Source organism: Streptomyces sp. NPDC041200, from assembly GCF_055591805.1.
This window is the reverse complement of the sequence record NZ_JBVIZF010000001.1, coordinates 304,589-317,115: the sequence shown is the minus strand read 5'-3', so window position 1 is coordinate 317,115 and position 12,527 is coordinate 304,589. Positions and strand designations below refer to the sequence as shown.

Here is a 12,527-nt window from a genome sequence, read left to right as displayed (position 1 = left end):
GTGCGCCCCGCGTCAGCGCGCGACCCGCACCGGAAGCGGCCGCACCGCCTCGCGGAGCGTGGCGGCCAGCGCCTCGAACTCCTCCGCCCGCGCGGCCCCGGCCCGCATGGCCAGGGCGATGCGGCGGGCGGGGGCCGGGTCGGCGAAGTCACCGGTGGCCAGGTCCTCGTTGCGGCCGGTCTCGACCCGCAGCGCGGTACGCGGCAGCAGGGTCACCCCGAGCCCGCCGCCGACGAGTTGCACCAGCGTGGAGAGCCCGGCAGCGGTCGTGGTCACCGGGGCGCCCTCGGTACGGCCCGCCTCGCGGCAGATGTCCAGGGCCTGGTCGCGCAGGCAGTGGCCCTCGTCCAGCAGCAGCAGATCCAGCTCCTTGAGCGCCTCGCGGGGTATGTCCGTACGCCCGCCCAGCCAGTGGTCCCGGGGCGTGACCAGCACGAAGTCCTCGTCGAAGAGCGGCAGTTCCACCACCCCCGGGGCGCCGAGCGGCACGGCGAGCAGCAGCAGGTCCAGCCGTCCCTGGGCGAGCCCGTCCAGCAGCGAGGTGGTCTGCTCCTCGTGCACCTGGAGGTCGAGGCGCGGATAGTGCTCGTTCACCAGCCGCAGCACGGTCGGCAGCAGATACGGGGCCACCGTCGGGATCACCCCGAGCCGCAGCACCCCGGTGAACGGCGCCCGCGCCGCCTCGGCCTCCTCCAGCAGCGCGCCCACTTCGGCGAGTACGGAGCGTGCTCGCGCGGCCAGCCGCTCACCCGCCGGGCTGAGCAGCACCTTGCGGGTCGTGCGCTCGAGAAGCTGAACCCCGAGTGTCTCCTCCAGCGCGGCGACGGCCCCCGAAAGGGCGGGCTGGCTCATCCCGATGGCGGACGCCGCATCGCGGAAGTGCAGATGCTCGGCGACCGCGGCGAACGCCTTGAGCTGGGACAAGCTCGGCTGCCGCGGCTTTCCGGCCGGTGTCGCTGTCGCGGCCACTGATAGCCACCTCCAATCAACTTCAGCGAGTCTAGCTATTTCACTGATCAATGTGGAATGTGCCAGGGTGGAGATCGTCCAACCCCGGGAAACCCCCACAAAGGGTCCCTCCCACGCGAAAGCTGCAAGGAGAAACGTGCTCACTGTCGGTGACAAGTTCCCCGAGTTCGACCTGACCGCCTGTGTCTCGCTGGAGAAGGGGCAGGAGTTCGAGCAGATCAACCACAAGACCTACGAGGGCAAGTGGAAGATCGTTTTCGCATGGCCCAAGGACTTCACCTTCGTGTGCCCGACCGAGATCGCGGCCTTCGGCAAGCTGAACGACGAGTTCGCCGACCGTGACGCTCAGATCCTGGGCTTCTCCGGCGACTCCGAGTTCGTCCACCACGCCTGGCGCAAGGACCACGCCGACCTGCGTGACCTGCCCTTCCCGATGATGGCGGACTCCAAGCACGAGCTGATGCGCGACCTGGGCATCGAGGGCGAGGACGGCTTCGCACAGCGCGCCGTCTTCATCGTGGACCAGAACAACGAGATCCAGTTCACCATGGTGACGGCCGGTTCCGTGGGGCGTAACCCCAAGGAGGTCCTGCGGGTGCTGGACGCCCTGCAGACCGACGAGCTGTGCCCGTGCAACTGGACGCAGGGCGAGGACACCCTCGACCCGGTCGCGCTCCTTTCCGGCGAGTGAGGTGAACTGACATGGCACTCGACACCCTGAAGTCCGCGCTGCCGGACTACGCCAAGGACCTGAAGCTGAACCTCGGTTCGGTGATCGGCAACTCCGAGCTTCCGCAGCAGCAGCTGTGGGGCACCGTGCTGGCCTGCGCGATCGCCTCGCGCTCGCCGCAGGTGCTGCGCGAGCTGGAGCCGGAGGCCAAGGCCAACCTGTCGCCCGAGGCGTACACCGCCGCCAAGTCGGCGGCCGCCATCATGGCGATGAACAACGTGTACTACCGGACCCGGCACCTGCTGTCCGACCCGGAGTACGGCAACCTGCGCGCGGGTCTGCGGATGAACGTCATCGGCAACCCGGGCGTGGACAAGACCGACTTCGAGCTGTGGTCGCTCGCGGTCTCCGCGATCAACGGCTGCGGCATGTGCCTCGACTCGCACGAGCAGGTGCTCCGCAAGGCGGGCGTGGACCGCGAGACGGTCCAGGAAGCCTTCAAGATCGCCGCAGTGCTGCAGGCGGTCGGCGCCACCCTGGACGCCGAGGGCGTCCTGGCCGACAACGGCTGACACCGTCCGGCCGCGCTGACGCCACAGCGACACGGCTGACGCCGCAGAGACGAAGGGGCGCCCCACCGATCCGGTGGGGCGCCCCTTCGCGCTGCCGCTACGGGAGTTACGTACCGCCCTCGCCCGCGCCCCCCGTCGGCCGGGGCGGCGCGGTGGACACGGCGGTCGCGCCGTGCGGGCCCGGGCTGGCGCGCAGGGCGCTCTCCCTGCTGTACGCGCGCAGATAGCCGACGGCCGTGTTGACGACCGCCACCAGCGGTACGGCCACCACCGCGCCGCCGATGCCGCCGATCAGCGAGCCGCCCGCGACGGAGAGCACCACGGCCAGCGGATGGACCCGTACCGCGCGGCCCAGGATGAACGGCTGCAGCACATGGCCCTCGATCTGCTGCACCGCCAGCACCACCACCAGCACCATCCCCGCCGTGAAGACGCCCTGGGTGACCAGCGCCACCATGACCGCGAGCGCGCCGGAGACCACGGCACCGACCAGCGGGATGAAGGCGAAGAGGAAGATGAACACGGCGAGGGGCACGGCCATGGGTACGTCGAGGAAGAAGAGCCCGACGCCGATGAAGATCGCGTCGATGAGGGCCACTATCACCGTGCCGCGCACATAGGCGGTCAGCGTGGCCCAGGCGCGCGGCCCCGCGCCCGCCACACCCGGCCGGGCCGCCGCGGGGACGAGCCCCAGCACCCAGCCCCAGATCCGCGGTCCGTCGTACAGCAGGAACAGCGTGCTGAACATGGTCAGCAGGATGCCGGTCAGCACCTCGACCACGACCGTGACGCCTTCGAGCCCGGCCGAGGTGATCTCCTCGGTGTTGGCGCCGACGGCCTCGCGCAGGCTCTTGGCGACATGGTTGATCTGCTTCTCGGTCACATGGAACGGGCTGTGCAGCAGCCAGCGCCGCAGATCGTCGATGCCGTCCTGGAGCTTGTCGGACAGCTCGTCGATGTTCTCCATGACCTGCCAGACCACGAACCACACGACCAGCCCCATGATGATGAAGCCGCCGATGAAGGTGATGGTCGTGGCGAGGCCGCGCGGGACGCCCCGGAGGCGCAGCCGGGTGACGGTCGGCTCCAGCAAGGCCGTGATGAGCAGGGCCACGGTGAAGGCGAACACGACCAGCTGGATGGAGCTGATGACCTGCATCAGCACATAGAGCGTTCCGGCCAGCACCAGCAGCCGCCAGGCGGCCTCGGCGGCGACGCGCATGCCCCAGGGGACGGCGTCGACCGGCTGGGGCCGGGCGGAGACGGTGGGGGCGTACGCGGGCGGGGCGGGCACGCTGGCCGCCTCGGCACCTTCGGACGGCCCGGGCGGACCCGGCCGTTCGGGGTGCTCTGACGGCTCATGCCGCGACGCGTCCGGCGCATCCGGTTCGTGCGGCTGGCGCGGCTCGCGCGGCGTATCCGGCTGACGCGGTGACGGCTCCGGGCCCCCGGCACCCCCGGCACCTCCGGCGGGCTCGGGTGGCCGACCGGCTCCTCCGCCGCCCTCGTCACCGCGTGCCGCGGCCTCTTCGCGTTCGAGCCGCGCGGCGAGCCGCGTCAGACCGGCCCCCAACCTGCCGACCCAATCTGGCAATCTGGACATTCAGCTTTCCCTACCCCCGGTTCCCCCGTGGTCGTCGGGATGACGTTACCGGCTGCGGACGCGCGAAACCCCCGACCTGCCGGACGGGGGTTTCGCGAAGCTATGTCACTGAGCGGCCGGAGAGCCCGGACCGATCAGTAGTAGTTGTTGGCCTGCCAGAACGACCAGGCCTCACACGGGCTGCCGTAGCGCTCGTTCATGTAGCCCAGGCCCCACTTGATCTGGGTGGCCGGGTTGGTCTTCCAGTCGGCACCGGCCGAGGCCATCTTGGACGCGGGCAGCGCCTGCACCAGACCGTACGAACCCGAGGACGGGTTGGTGGCCTGGTAGTTCCAGCCGCTCTCGTGATCCACGATGTTGCTGAAGCACTGGAACTGGTCGCCCGGAATCATCTGCCGGGCCATGGCCTGGACCTCGGCAGTGGTGTACGAGGCCTTGACCGGGAAGTCGCCGGAGTCACGCGACGCCGAACGGCTCGCCAGCTCCTGCTTCTTCTTTGCCTCGCGCTCCTTGGCCAGCTTCTCGGCGGCCGCCTTGTCCGCGGCGGCCTTCTTGGCCTTCGCGTCCGAAGCTGCCTGCTTGCGGGCCGCCTCCTCAGCGGACTTCTTCGCCTCCGCGTCGGCCGCGGTGGACTGAACGTCCGCCTGCTGCGTCAGGGATGCTGTCTGCGCCACGGCCTGCTGGCCGGCGGGTATGTCCGCAAGGAGCGTCGAATCGGCGGCGGTCGCCTCGATCGGGTCGGACGAGCTCTGCTGCTCGCCACCCGCGGCGACACCGACGACGGCGCCCACAGTGGTGACCGCGGTGGCCGAGGCCACTGCGAATCCCCGGACCGAAATCCGGCTCACTCGGTTTTCCTTCCAGCGTCGCCCGCTTAGGTGACCTCGCGGGCGCAATCGTGCCTCTGTGCGCTGGCCCCCCCTTGTTCCGTCCCCGGTACTGCTCAGTGGGTGTGGCTGGTCACGGGAGGCACTGGCCCGGTGCGTCCTCCCGCAGGAGGATCGCGAGGTGCTCGGGCGGCATACGGCGAACTCTCTTCAGTTCTGGTACTGCTGTGGTTCTGTACCGCTGGCGGTACTGGTGTGCCGTATGCGAGGCCTGACAGAACCCACAGACTGCCGGACACGGATACCCGGAGGCAATTCCCCGGCAGGTGTGAAAGCTCACACGCCGTTTACGCCCTAGGGTTTCTGGAAATTCACGCGCGAGAACGCGCCGCACAGTTAGGCTCTTTGGCCTTTCCGTGCGGCGCGTTTACTGGCGTACCGGACGCAACCGGATCAGATGCGGCCGTCCTCCAGCATTTCGGTCACCAGGGCCGCGATCGGCGACCGCTCCGAGCGGTTGAGGGTGACGTGCGCGAAGAGCGGATGCCCCTTCAGCTTCTCGACGACCGCCACCACCCCGTCGTACCGCCCGACGCGGAGGTTGTCGCGCTGCCCCACGTCATGAGTCAGCACCACGCGGGAGTTGGCGCCGATCCGGGACAGAACGGTCAGGAGCACGTTCCGTTCGAGCGACTGCGCCTCGTCGACGATCACAAAGGCATCATGCAGCGACCGGCCGCGGATGTGGGTGAGCGGAAGCACCTCCAGCATGCCGCGCTCCACCACCTCCTCGATCACCTCGGAGCTGGTCACCGCGGACAGCGTGTCGAAGACCGCCTGAGCCCAGGGACTCATCTTCTCGGCCTCGCTGCCGGGCAGATAGCCCAACTCCTGGCCGCCCACCGCGTACAGCGGACGGAAGATCATCACCTTGCGGTGCTGCCGCCGCTCCAGGACCGCCTCGAGGCCCGCGCACAGCGCGAGCGCCGACTTGCCCGTACCGGCCCGGCCGCCCATGGACAGGATGCCGACCTCGGGGTCGAGCAGCAGGTCCAGCGCGATGCGCTGCTCCGCGCTGCGCCCGTGGATGCCGAACGCCTCGCGGTCGCCGCGCACCACCCGTACCTGCCCGTCCGGGGTGACCCGGCCCAGCGCCTTGCCGCGCTCGGACTGGAGGACCAGTCCGGTGTGCACGGGCAGTTCGGCCGCCTCGGGGATGTACGCGGTCTCGGCGGCGAACAGGTCGTCCACCTGCTCGGCCGAGACGGCCAGCTCCGCCATCCCGGTCCAGCCCGAATCGGTGATCGCCAGTTCCGCGCGGTACTCCTCGGCGAGCAACCCCACCGAGGACGCCTTGATGCGCAGGGGCAGATCCTTCGAGACGACCGTGACGTCGTACCCCTCGGCCTGCAGGTTCCGGGCGACGGCGAGGATCCGCGCGTCGTTGTCCCCTACCCGGCCTCCGTGGGTCAGGAAGGCCGCGGGGAGGATGCCCGGGTCGGAGTGGTTGAGCTCGACGCGCAGGGTGCCGCCCAGGTCGCCGATCGGAATCGGAGCGTCCAAACGGCCGAACCGGACGCGGTACTCGTCCAGCAGGCGCAGTGCCTGCCGGGCGAAATACCCCAGCTCCGGGTGGTGCCGCTTGGCCTCCAGCTCCGTGACCACGACGACCGGCAGCACGACTTCGTGCTCGTCGAAGCGGGACATGGCTCCTGGGTCGGCAAGCAGGACGCTGGTGTCGAGGACATAGGTGCGCCGGTCGTGCTCGCGGCGTTTCTTGCTGGTCACCACGGGTGGACGAACCCCCTCGGGAGAGGTTGGGGTGCGACGGCGTCGCGGGAGTGAGGTCTCCCCGTCGTAGACGGGGAGCGGACCGGGCTCAGGCCCCGCGGAACAGGCCGAGCGCCGGCCCTCCGCGTCATACGCACGATCCGCACAGTCGTCCGTGTGCAAAGGGCCTCCCGGGCGGACGACCCGATGCCGTCCGCTGGCAGTTCGACACCCACTGGACAGTGGAACAGGGCGTCGACCTGGAAGGGATATTCCCTCGAAGGTGCGGAGCCATGCAACGGCATATGACGGCCCCTACATGAACGTTGAGGAACGGGCGTGCTACACGGCGGCCGGGGCCGGACGCGGTGTCGCGTCCGGCCCCGGCCGGTGAACTGTCTTATGCGATAAGGCGATTAGTTGCCGTAGCGGCGGTGCCGCGCCGCGTAGTCACGCAGGGCGCGGAGGAAGTCGACCTTGCGGAAGGCGGGCCAGAAAACTTCGCAGAAGTAGTACTCCGAATGGGCACTCTGCCAGAGCATGAAGCCCGACAGCCGCTGCTCGCCGCTGGTGCGGATCACCAGGTCCGGATCGGGCTGGCCACGGGTGTACAGGTGCTCGGCGATGAGGTCGATGTCGACGACCTCGGCCAGCTCCTCGAAGGACGTGCCCTTGGTGGCGTGGTCCAGGAGCAGCGAGCGCACGGCGTCCGCGATCTCCTGGCGGCCGCCGTAGCCGACGGCGACGTTGACCAGTATTCCGTCGATGTGCTCCGTGTCCCGCTCGGCCTCTTTCAGGACCGTCTGGGTACGGGAGGGCAGCAGGTCCCGGTTCCCCACGTGATGCACCCGCCACCGGCCGTCGGCGGCCAGGTCGCGCACGGCGCCCTCGATGATGTTCAGGAGCGGCTTCAGCTCCTCTTCCGGGCGGTCCAGGTTGTCGGTGGAGAGCATCCACAGCGTGACGACCTCGACGTCGGTCTCGCTGCACCAGCCCAGCATCTCCTGGATCTTGCTGGCGCCCGCCTGGTGACCCTGCTCGGTGGTGCCGCCGGAGGCGCGCGCCCAGCGGCGGTTGCCGTCGAGGATGACCCCGATGTGCTTGGGCACCTGGTCGTGGTCGAGGCGGCCCTCCACCCGGCGTGCGTAGAGCCCGTACACCAGGTCGCGCAGTTTCACGTCTTCCAGCCCCTCAGTGCTTTGCATGGCTCGCCATGGCTGTCCGCCCCAAGGGCAGCACCCTACTGCGGGGCGGCGGGGGTGGCTAACCGAGCCGGTCGGACAGGGTATCGAGACGCCGCACGGACGTACGGAGGCCACCCGGAGCCCTCTCCCTCGTCACGTTGCGTGACGCACCGTGCGGGCTGGGTGCCGCCTCAGCACCGCGACAGGCCGTGGAGAACCCCGTAATAGAGCGGGCCGGTCCGTGGGGGGGAGTACGGACCGGCCCGAGGGGGGGTTTCCACCATAACCCTTCGTGAGCGGTTGTCCATGCATCGGCGGGGGTGAGGATGTGCGCGGCGTCGACACCTTGGCGCGTCAGCCGGTTCCGAGCGCCCCCAGTACCAGCCCCGCGCCCGCGCCGAGGATCATGAACGGGCCGAACGCCAGCGGCGTTTCGCGGCCCGCCTTGCGCGCCAGGACCAGCGCCATCGCGTACAGCGACCCCAGCAGCACCCCGGCGAACCCGCCCCAGAAGAGCACCGCCCAGCCGTACCAGCCGAGGGCCACGCCCAGCGTCAGCGCCAGCTTGACGTCGCCCAGGCCCATGCCGCGCGGGCTGATCAGGAACAGCACCAGATACGCCCCGCCCAGCACCACCCCGCCCAGCAGCGCCCGCGGCCAGGACCCGGCGCTGTGCGGCAGCAGCGCGGCGGCGCCGAGCAGCGCCGCCGCGGCGGCCGCCATCGGCAGGGTCAGCACGTCCGGCAGCCGGTTCACCGCCCGGTCCACTCCGGCCAGCAGCACCGCGGGCGGGGCGAGCAGGAGCCACACCGCCAGCTCCGGACGTGCCCCGGCGGCCGCCGCCAGGCCCGCGCACACCAGCGCGGTGAGCAGGACGGGGAGCAGCGGGCCCGGCCCGTACGGGGGTGCCCCCTCCCCGCAGCGCGGACAGCGGGCGGGGCCCAGCCAGCCGCGGGCCGGGCCGGTGAGCGCGTGCCCGCGCGGGCAGTCCGCGCGCCACGGCTCCCCGGGCTCGACCGCCAGCCGGTACAGCGGGCGCGGCACCAGCAGCCCGGCGGCGGCGCCGTACGCGGCGGCGAGGAGGATCAGCAGCGGTTCCAGCACGGCCCGAGCCTACGGAAGCCGCCCGCCCGGGGGACCCATCGGTGGAACACTCATCCCAAGGGTGGACACCGGGTGGTGAAGGGGACACACATGGGCCGCTGGCGGGACGGCACCGGAACGCTCCACGTCCCGGGCGGGGCGGACGTACCGCCTGACGCACCGCGCGTCGGACCGGGCGACGTACCGAGCGACGCACCGCCCGGCGCACCGCTCGTCGTACCGCTGGAGATCGCCGCCTCGTACCGCGCCCGGGCCCGGGGGCTGCTGGGCCGGGACGGGCTGACCGGCGCGATCCTGCTGTCCCCCGCGAGCGGGGTGCACACCTTTCGGATGCGCTTCGCCATCGACGTCGCCTATCTCGACCACCGGCTGACCGTGCTGGCCGTCACCACCCTGCGGCCCGGACGGCTCGGGCTGCCGCGGCCGCGGGCGCGCCATGTCCTGGAGGCCGAGGCGGGCGCGATGGAGCGCTGGGGCCTGCGGCGGGGCGTCCAGGTCGCGGTCCACCCCGGCCCTTTTTCGGCTCCACCTGCTTCTGTACGCTGAACGCGCTGTTCATGAGGTACATGAGGTAGAGGTATAGGGGTAGGGGTGGCACGTTGACGACGACGGGCAAGATTCTGCGGTTCGACGAGTTTCGCGGTTACGGCTTCATCGCGCCGGATGACGGTGGCGAGGACGTGTTCATGCACGCGAACGACCTCTTGGACGAGAAGCACCTGTTCCAGCCCGGTTCGAAGGTGCGGTTCGTCCCCGAGTACGGCGACAAGGGTCCCAAGGCGTCCGAGGTCCGCATCCTGGAGCACACCGCGCCCCCGGTGATCCGGGCCTCCGCGCCGGACTCGGGCGACGACACGATGTGCGATGTGCTCTCGGTGGGCGAGTTCCGGCAGGAGCTGACGGAGACGCTGGTCGAGATGGGCGGCAGTCTCACCGCCGACCAGATCAAGCAGGTGCGCCGCCGGGTCATCGAGCTGGCCCAGGCCCACAACTGGATCGAGTCCTGAGGTCCTGACCCGCTCGTGAGCGCTCGCTCAGGGCGGTGGCGGCGGCAGCGATCCGATGCCGGGCGCGGCCTCGGGCCACACCAGCAGGACGGCGCACGGCGCGTGGTCCACGACGAAGCGCGCGGCTGGCCCCAGGCTGTGGGGCCCCAGCCGGTCGCGGTCCCCGTCGCGGGCGCAGATGAGCAGGTCAACGCCGTCCGCCTCGCGCACCACCTCGTGTTCGACCCGGCCGTGCCGCTGGAGCCGGGCCACCGGTCGGCGCAGTCGCTCGGCGGCGGCGTCCAGCAAGTCGGTCGCCGCCGTCCGGGCCAGCTCCTCCATCTGATCCCCCGGGTCCCGCCCGGGGCGGCCCCGGCCCAGCAGCCCGGCGAAGGCGCCGTGCGCGGCGCCCGCCACGTGGTCGTCGGTGACGTACAGCAGACGGATCTCGGCGTCGCCGTCGGCGGGCAGGTGGTCGCGGGCGGCGTCCACCGCGGACTGCCAGGTGCCCTCGGCGATCCAGATGAGCACGATCATGGGTTCCTCATAGCGTCATAGCGTCGCCAGCATGGCCCATAGCGCCACCGTCGCCGCCACCAGCGTGGTCGGCACGGTGAGCAGCCCGAGACGGGTGAACTCGCCCAGCCCGGAGTCGGCGTCCGCCCCGTGGTGGCGGACGATACGCCGCCACAGCAGCGTGGCCAAGGAGCCGACGTAGGTCAGGTTGGGGCCCAGGTTGACCCCGATCAGCACGGCCAGCACCGGGCCCGGGCCGCCCTCGGCGGCGATCGGCAGCAGCGCCAGCGTGGCGGGCAGGTTGTTGACGAGGTTCGCCAGCACCGCGGCGACGCCCGCGATCGCGAGCAGGGTGGGCAGGCCGGTGCCGGTCGGCAGCACCCGGGACAGCGCCGACTCCAGGCCGTTGTCCAGGACCGCCTGGACGACGACGCCCAGGGCGAGCACGAACAGGCAGAACAGCGGGCCCGCCGCGCCGACCACGCCCCGTACCGTCGTCGTCCGCCGCCGCAGCGCCCGCACCGCGAGCACCAGCGCTCCCGCCGCCGCGGCCCACGCGGGCTCCAGCCCGACGAGCGACGTCCCGACGAACCCGGCCAGCGTCAGCCCCAGCACGGTCAGCGCGAACACCGGCACCCGGGGCCACTCGGCGGGCGGCGGCTTCGTCGTCCCGGCGGCCAGGTCCGCGGCGAAGAAGCGGCGGAAGACCAGGAATTCGATGGCGATGGACACCAGCCAGGCCGGGGCCATGAGCAGCGCGAACCGCGTGAACGACAGCCCGCTCGCCTCCAGGGCGAGGAGGTTGGTCAGGTTGGAGACCGGCAGCAGCAGCGACGCGGAGTTCGCCAGGTGGGTGCAGGCGTAGACATGCGGGCGGGAGCGGGCCCCGAGCCGGGTCGCCGTCGCGAACACCACGGGGGTGAGCAGGACGACCGTCGCGTCCAGGCTCAGTACGGCGGTGACCAGCGCCGCCACCGCGAACACGCCGCCCAGCAGCCGGTCCGTACGCCCCCGGCAGGCCCGTGCCACGGCCTGCCCGGCGGCCTCGAACACCCCCTCGTCCGCGCACATCTGCGCCAGCAGCAGCACGGCCGCCAGGAACCCGACGACGGGCAGCAGGCTCCGCGTCTCCGCCCACGCCGCCGCCGGTGTCACGGCCCCGGCCCCCACCACGACCGCCGCCGCGGGCACCGCCGCGACGGCCTCGGGCCAGCCCCGGGGCCGGGCGACGGCGAACGCCAGCACGGCGAGGAGCAAGGTGACGGCGAGGATCTCGGCGACGGTGGTATTCAGGGGAACTCCCGCGCGGGGTGGGGCAACGTGCTCCATGATGCGGCACGGCTCCACCGGGGCTTTCTCCCCACCCCGCCCCTTCCCGAACCGGGGCCCCGCCCCGTGCCCCGCCGGGGGCTCCGCCCCCACACCCCCGGCTCCTCAAACCCCGGAGGGGCTAGGGGCGCGCGCCCCGGGCGCAGCTCCAGGGGTGCAGCACGGGCGGTGCGACGGGCCACCACAGGCCCGCCTGCTTCCGGGGCGGGCCTGGCGCGGGCGGCGCGCGTGAGGGCCCGGGCGCGGGAGGCACGCGTGACGGTCCGGGCGTGGCAACTCCGGGGGCTCTGGGGGCGGGGTGCCCCGCTTCCAGCCCCTCCGGCGTTTGAGGAGCGGGGTCCAGGGGCGGAGCCCTTGGTTCGGGAAGGGGCGGGGTGGGGAAAGGCCCGCTAGCCGCCGCGGGGGAAGCTGACCTCTACTCGGCGGTTCTTCTTGCGGCCCTCCTCCGTCGCGTTGTCCGCGATCGGGTACTGCTCGCCGTAGCCGCGGATCTGGTACGCGACCGAGGAGTCCAGGCCGGACGCCAGGCGCTGCTGCACCGCGTCGGCGCGTTTGCGGGAGAGTTCGAGGCCGTGGGCGGCCGAGCCCAGGTTGTCGGTGAAGCCGAAGACCCGGACGCTCTTCGCGTTCTGCCGCTCCGCCTCGTCCGCGATCTGCTGGATACGGGCGTTCGCCTCGGCGCCGAGCTTCGCGCTGTCCTTGCCGAACAGCACCTCGGCCTGGAGGGCGAAGCTCACCTTGGTGTTGGTGTCCTCGCGCCGCTCGTCGCCATTGTCCGTCTCGACGACGGACTTGATGTCCAGGACCCGCCCGGCCGCGAGCTTCGCGCCCTCCGGCATCCGCAGATCGGGGTCGTCGGCGTCGATCTTGAGGGGCGGCCGGGTGTCGGCAGGGGCGCCGGGGCCGCTGTCGGCGTGGGCCGGGGTGGTGAGGATGAGGGCGAGGGCGGCCAGGGCCGTCGCGCCGCGGCGGGCTGTCGTCCGTGTCGTCATGGCGG

The 12,527-nt window shown here is 71.6% G+C and carries 13 protein-coding genes; 4 read left to right on the top strand and 9 right to left on the bottom strand.

Translation table 11 applies throughout. The annotated features are described in order from the left end of the window. Window positions 1-12: 12 nt before the first annotated feature. Window positions 13-969 (bottom strand): hydrogen peroxide-inducible genes activator, encoded by a 957-nt coding sequence (locus tag ACZ6CL_RS01570; protein ID WP_468929759.1) that lies wholly within the window; start codon window positions 967-969, stop codon window positions 13-15. A 136-nt stretch (window positions 970-1,105) separates the two neighbouring features. On the opposite strand from ACZ6CL_RS01570, the gene ACZ6CL_RS01565 reads away from it, so the two are divergent. Beyond that, window positions 1,106-1,660 (top strand): peroxiredoxin, encoded by a 555-nt coding sequence (locus tag ACZ6CL_RS01565; RefSeq protein WP_468929757.1) that lies wholly within the window; start codon window positions 1,106-1,108, stop codon window positions 1,658-1,660. Window positions 1,661-1,671: 11 nt separating this feature from the next. After that, a complete protein-coding gene (locus ACZ6CL_RS01560; RefSeq protein WP_468929755.1) occupies window positions 1,672-2,211 on the top strand; it encodes an alkyl hydroperoxide reductase in 540 nt (179 codons plus the stop codon). A gap of 106 nt (window positions 2,212-2,317) precedes the next feature. Here ACZ6CL_RS01560 and ACZ6CL_RS01555 read toward each other — a convergent pair whose 3' ends face one another. The 5 genes from ACZ6CL_RS01555 to ACZ6CL_RS01535 all read right to left on the bottom strand — a co-directional run bounded on the left by ACZ6CL_RS01555 (window position 2,318) and on the right by ACZ6CL_RS01535 (window position 8,696). Further along, window positions 2,318-3,814 carry an AI-2E family transporter gene (locus tag ACZ6CL_RS01555; RefSeq protein WP_468929753.1) on the bottom strand — a complete coding sequence of 499 codons (1,497 nt, stop codon included), beginning with the start codon at window positions 3,812-3,814 and terminating at the stop codon, window positions 2,318-2,320. A 134-nt stretch (window positions 3,815-3,948) separates the two neighbouring features. Then, a complete protein-coding gene (locus tag ACZ6CL_RS01550) occupies window positions 3,949-4,662 on the bottom strand; it encodes an aggregation-promoting factor C-terminal-like domain-containing protein (RefSeq protein ID WP_468929750.1) in 714 nt (237 codons plus the stop codon). A 432-nt stretch (window positions 4,663-5,094) separates the two neighbouring features. Continuing rightward, window positions 5,095-6,432, bottom strand: a complete 1,338-nt coding sequence (locus ACZ6CL_RS01545; protein WP_468929749.1) for a PhoH family protein — start codon at window positions 6,430-6,432, stop codon at window positions 5,095-5,097. 395 nt (window positions 6,433-6,827) lie between these two features. Next, entirely contained in the window at window positions 6,828-7,589 is a 762-nt protein-coding gene (locus ACZ6CL_RS01540; protein ID WP_468931220.1) for an isoprenyl transferase, read from the bottom strand. 360 nt (window positions 7,590-7,949) lie between these two features. Beyond that, entirely contained in the window at window positions 7,950-8,696 is a 747-nt protein-coding gene (locus ACZ6CL_RS01535; protein WP_468931217.1) for a prepilin peptidase, read from the bottom strand. A gap of 93 nt (window positions 8,697-8,789) precedes the next feature. Here ACZ6CL_RS01535 and ACZ6CL_RS01530 point away from each other — a divergent pair, with 93 nt between their 5' ends. Both ACZ6CL_RS01530 and ACZ6CL_RS01525 read left to right on the top strand, forming a co-directional pair. Further along, window positions 8,790-9,245 (top strand): DUF192 domain-containing protein, encoded by a 456-nt coding sequence (locus ACZ6CL_RS01530; RefSeq protein ID WP_468929746.1) that lies wholly within the window; start codon window positions 8,790-8,792, stop codon window positions 9,243-9,245. 53 nt (window positions 9,246-9,298) lie between these two features. Continuing rightward, window positions 9,299-9,706, top strand: a complete 408-nt coding sequence (locus ACZ6CL_RS01525; RefSeq protein ID WP_468929744.1) for a cold shock domain-containing protein — start codon at window positions 9,299-9,301, stop codon at window positions 9,704-9,706. A gap of 27 nt (window positions 9,707-9,733) precedes the next feature. Here ACZ6CL_RS01525 and ACZ6CL_RS01520 read toward each other — a convergent pair whose 3' ends face one another. From ACZ6CL_RS01520 to ACZ6CL_RS01510, 3 genes are all read right to left on the bottom strand, one after another. After that, window positions 9,734-10,222, bottom strand: coding sequence for a universal stress protein (locus ACZ6CL_RS01520; RefSeq protein WP_468929741.1), 489 nt, complete (start codon window positions 10,220-10,222; stop codon window positions 9,734-9,736). 15 nt (window positions 10,223-10,237) lie between these two features. Then, window positions 10,238-11,530: an SLC13 family permease gene (locus ACZ6CL_RS01515; RefSeq protein WP_468929738.1), complete on the bottom strand. Its 1,293-nt coding sequence runs from the start codon at window positions 11,528-11,530 to the stop codon at window positions 10,238-10,240. A gap of 389 nt (window positions 11,531-11,919) precedes the next feature. Further along, the gene (locus ACZ6CL_RS01510) at window positions 11,920-12,522 is read right to left on the bottom strand and encodes an OmpA family protein (RefSeq protein WP_468929736.1); all 603 of its coding nucleotides are present in this window, start codon (window positions 12,520-12,522) and stop codon (window positions 11,920-11,922) included. Between the last annotated feature and the right edge of the window lie 5 nt (window positions 12,523-12,527).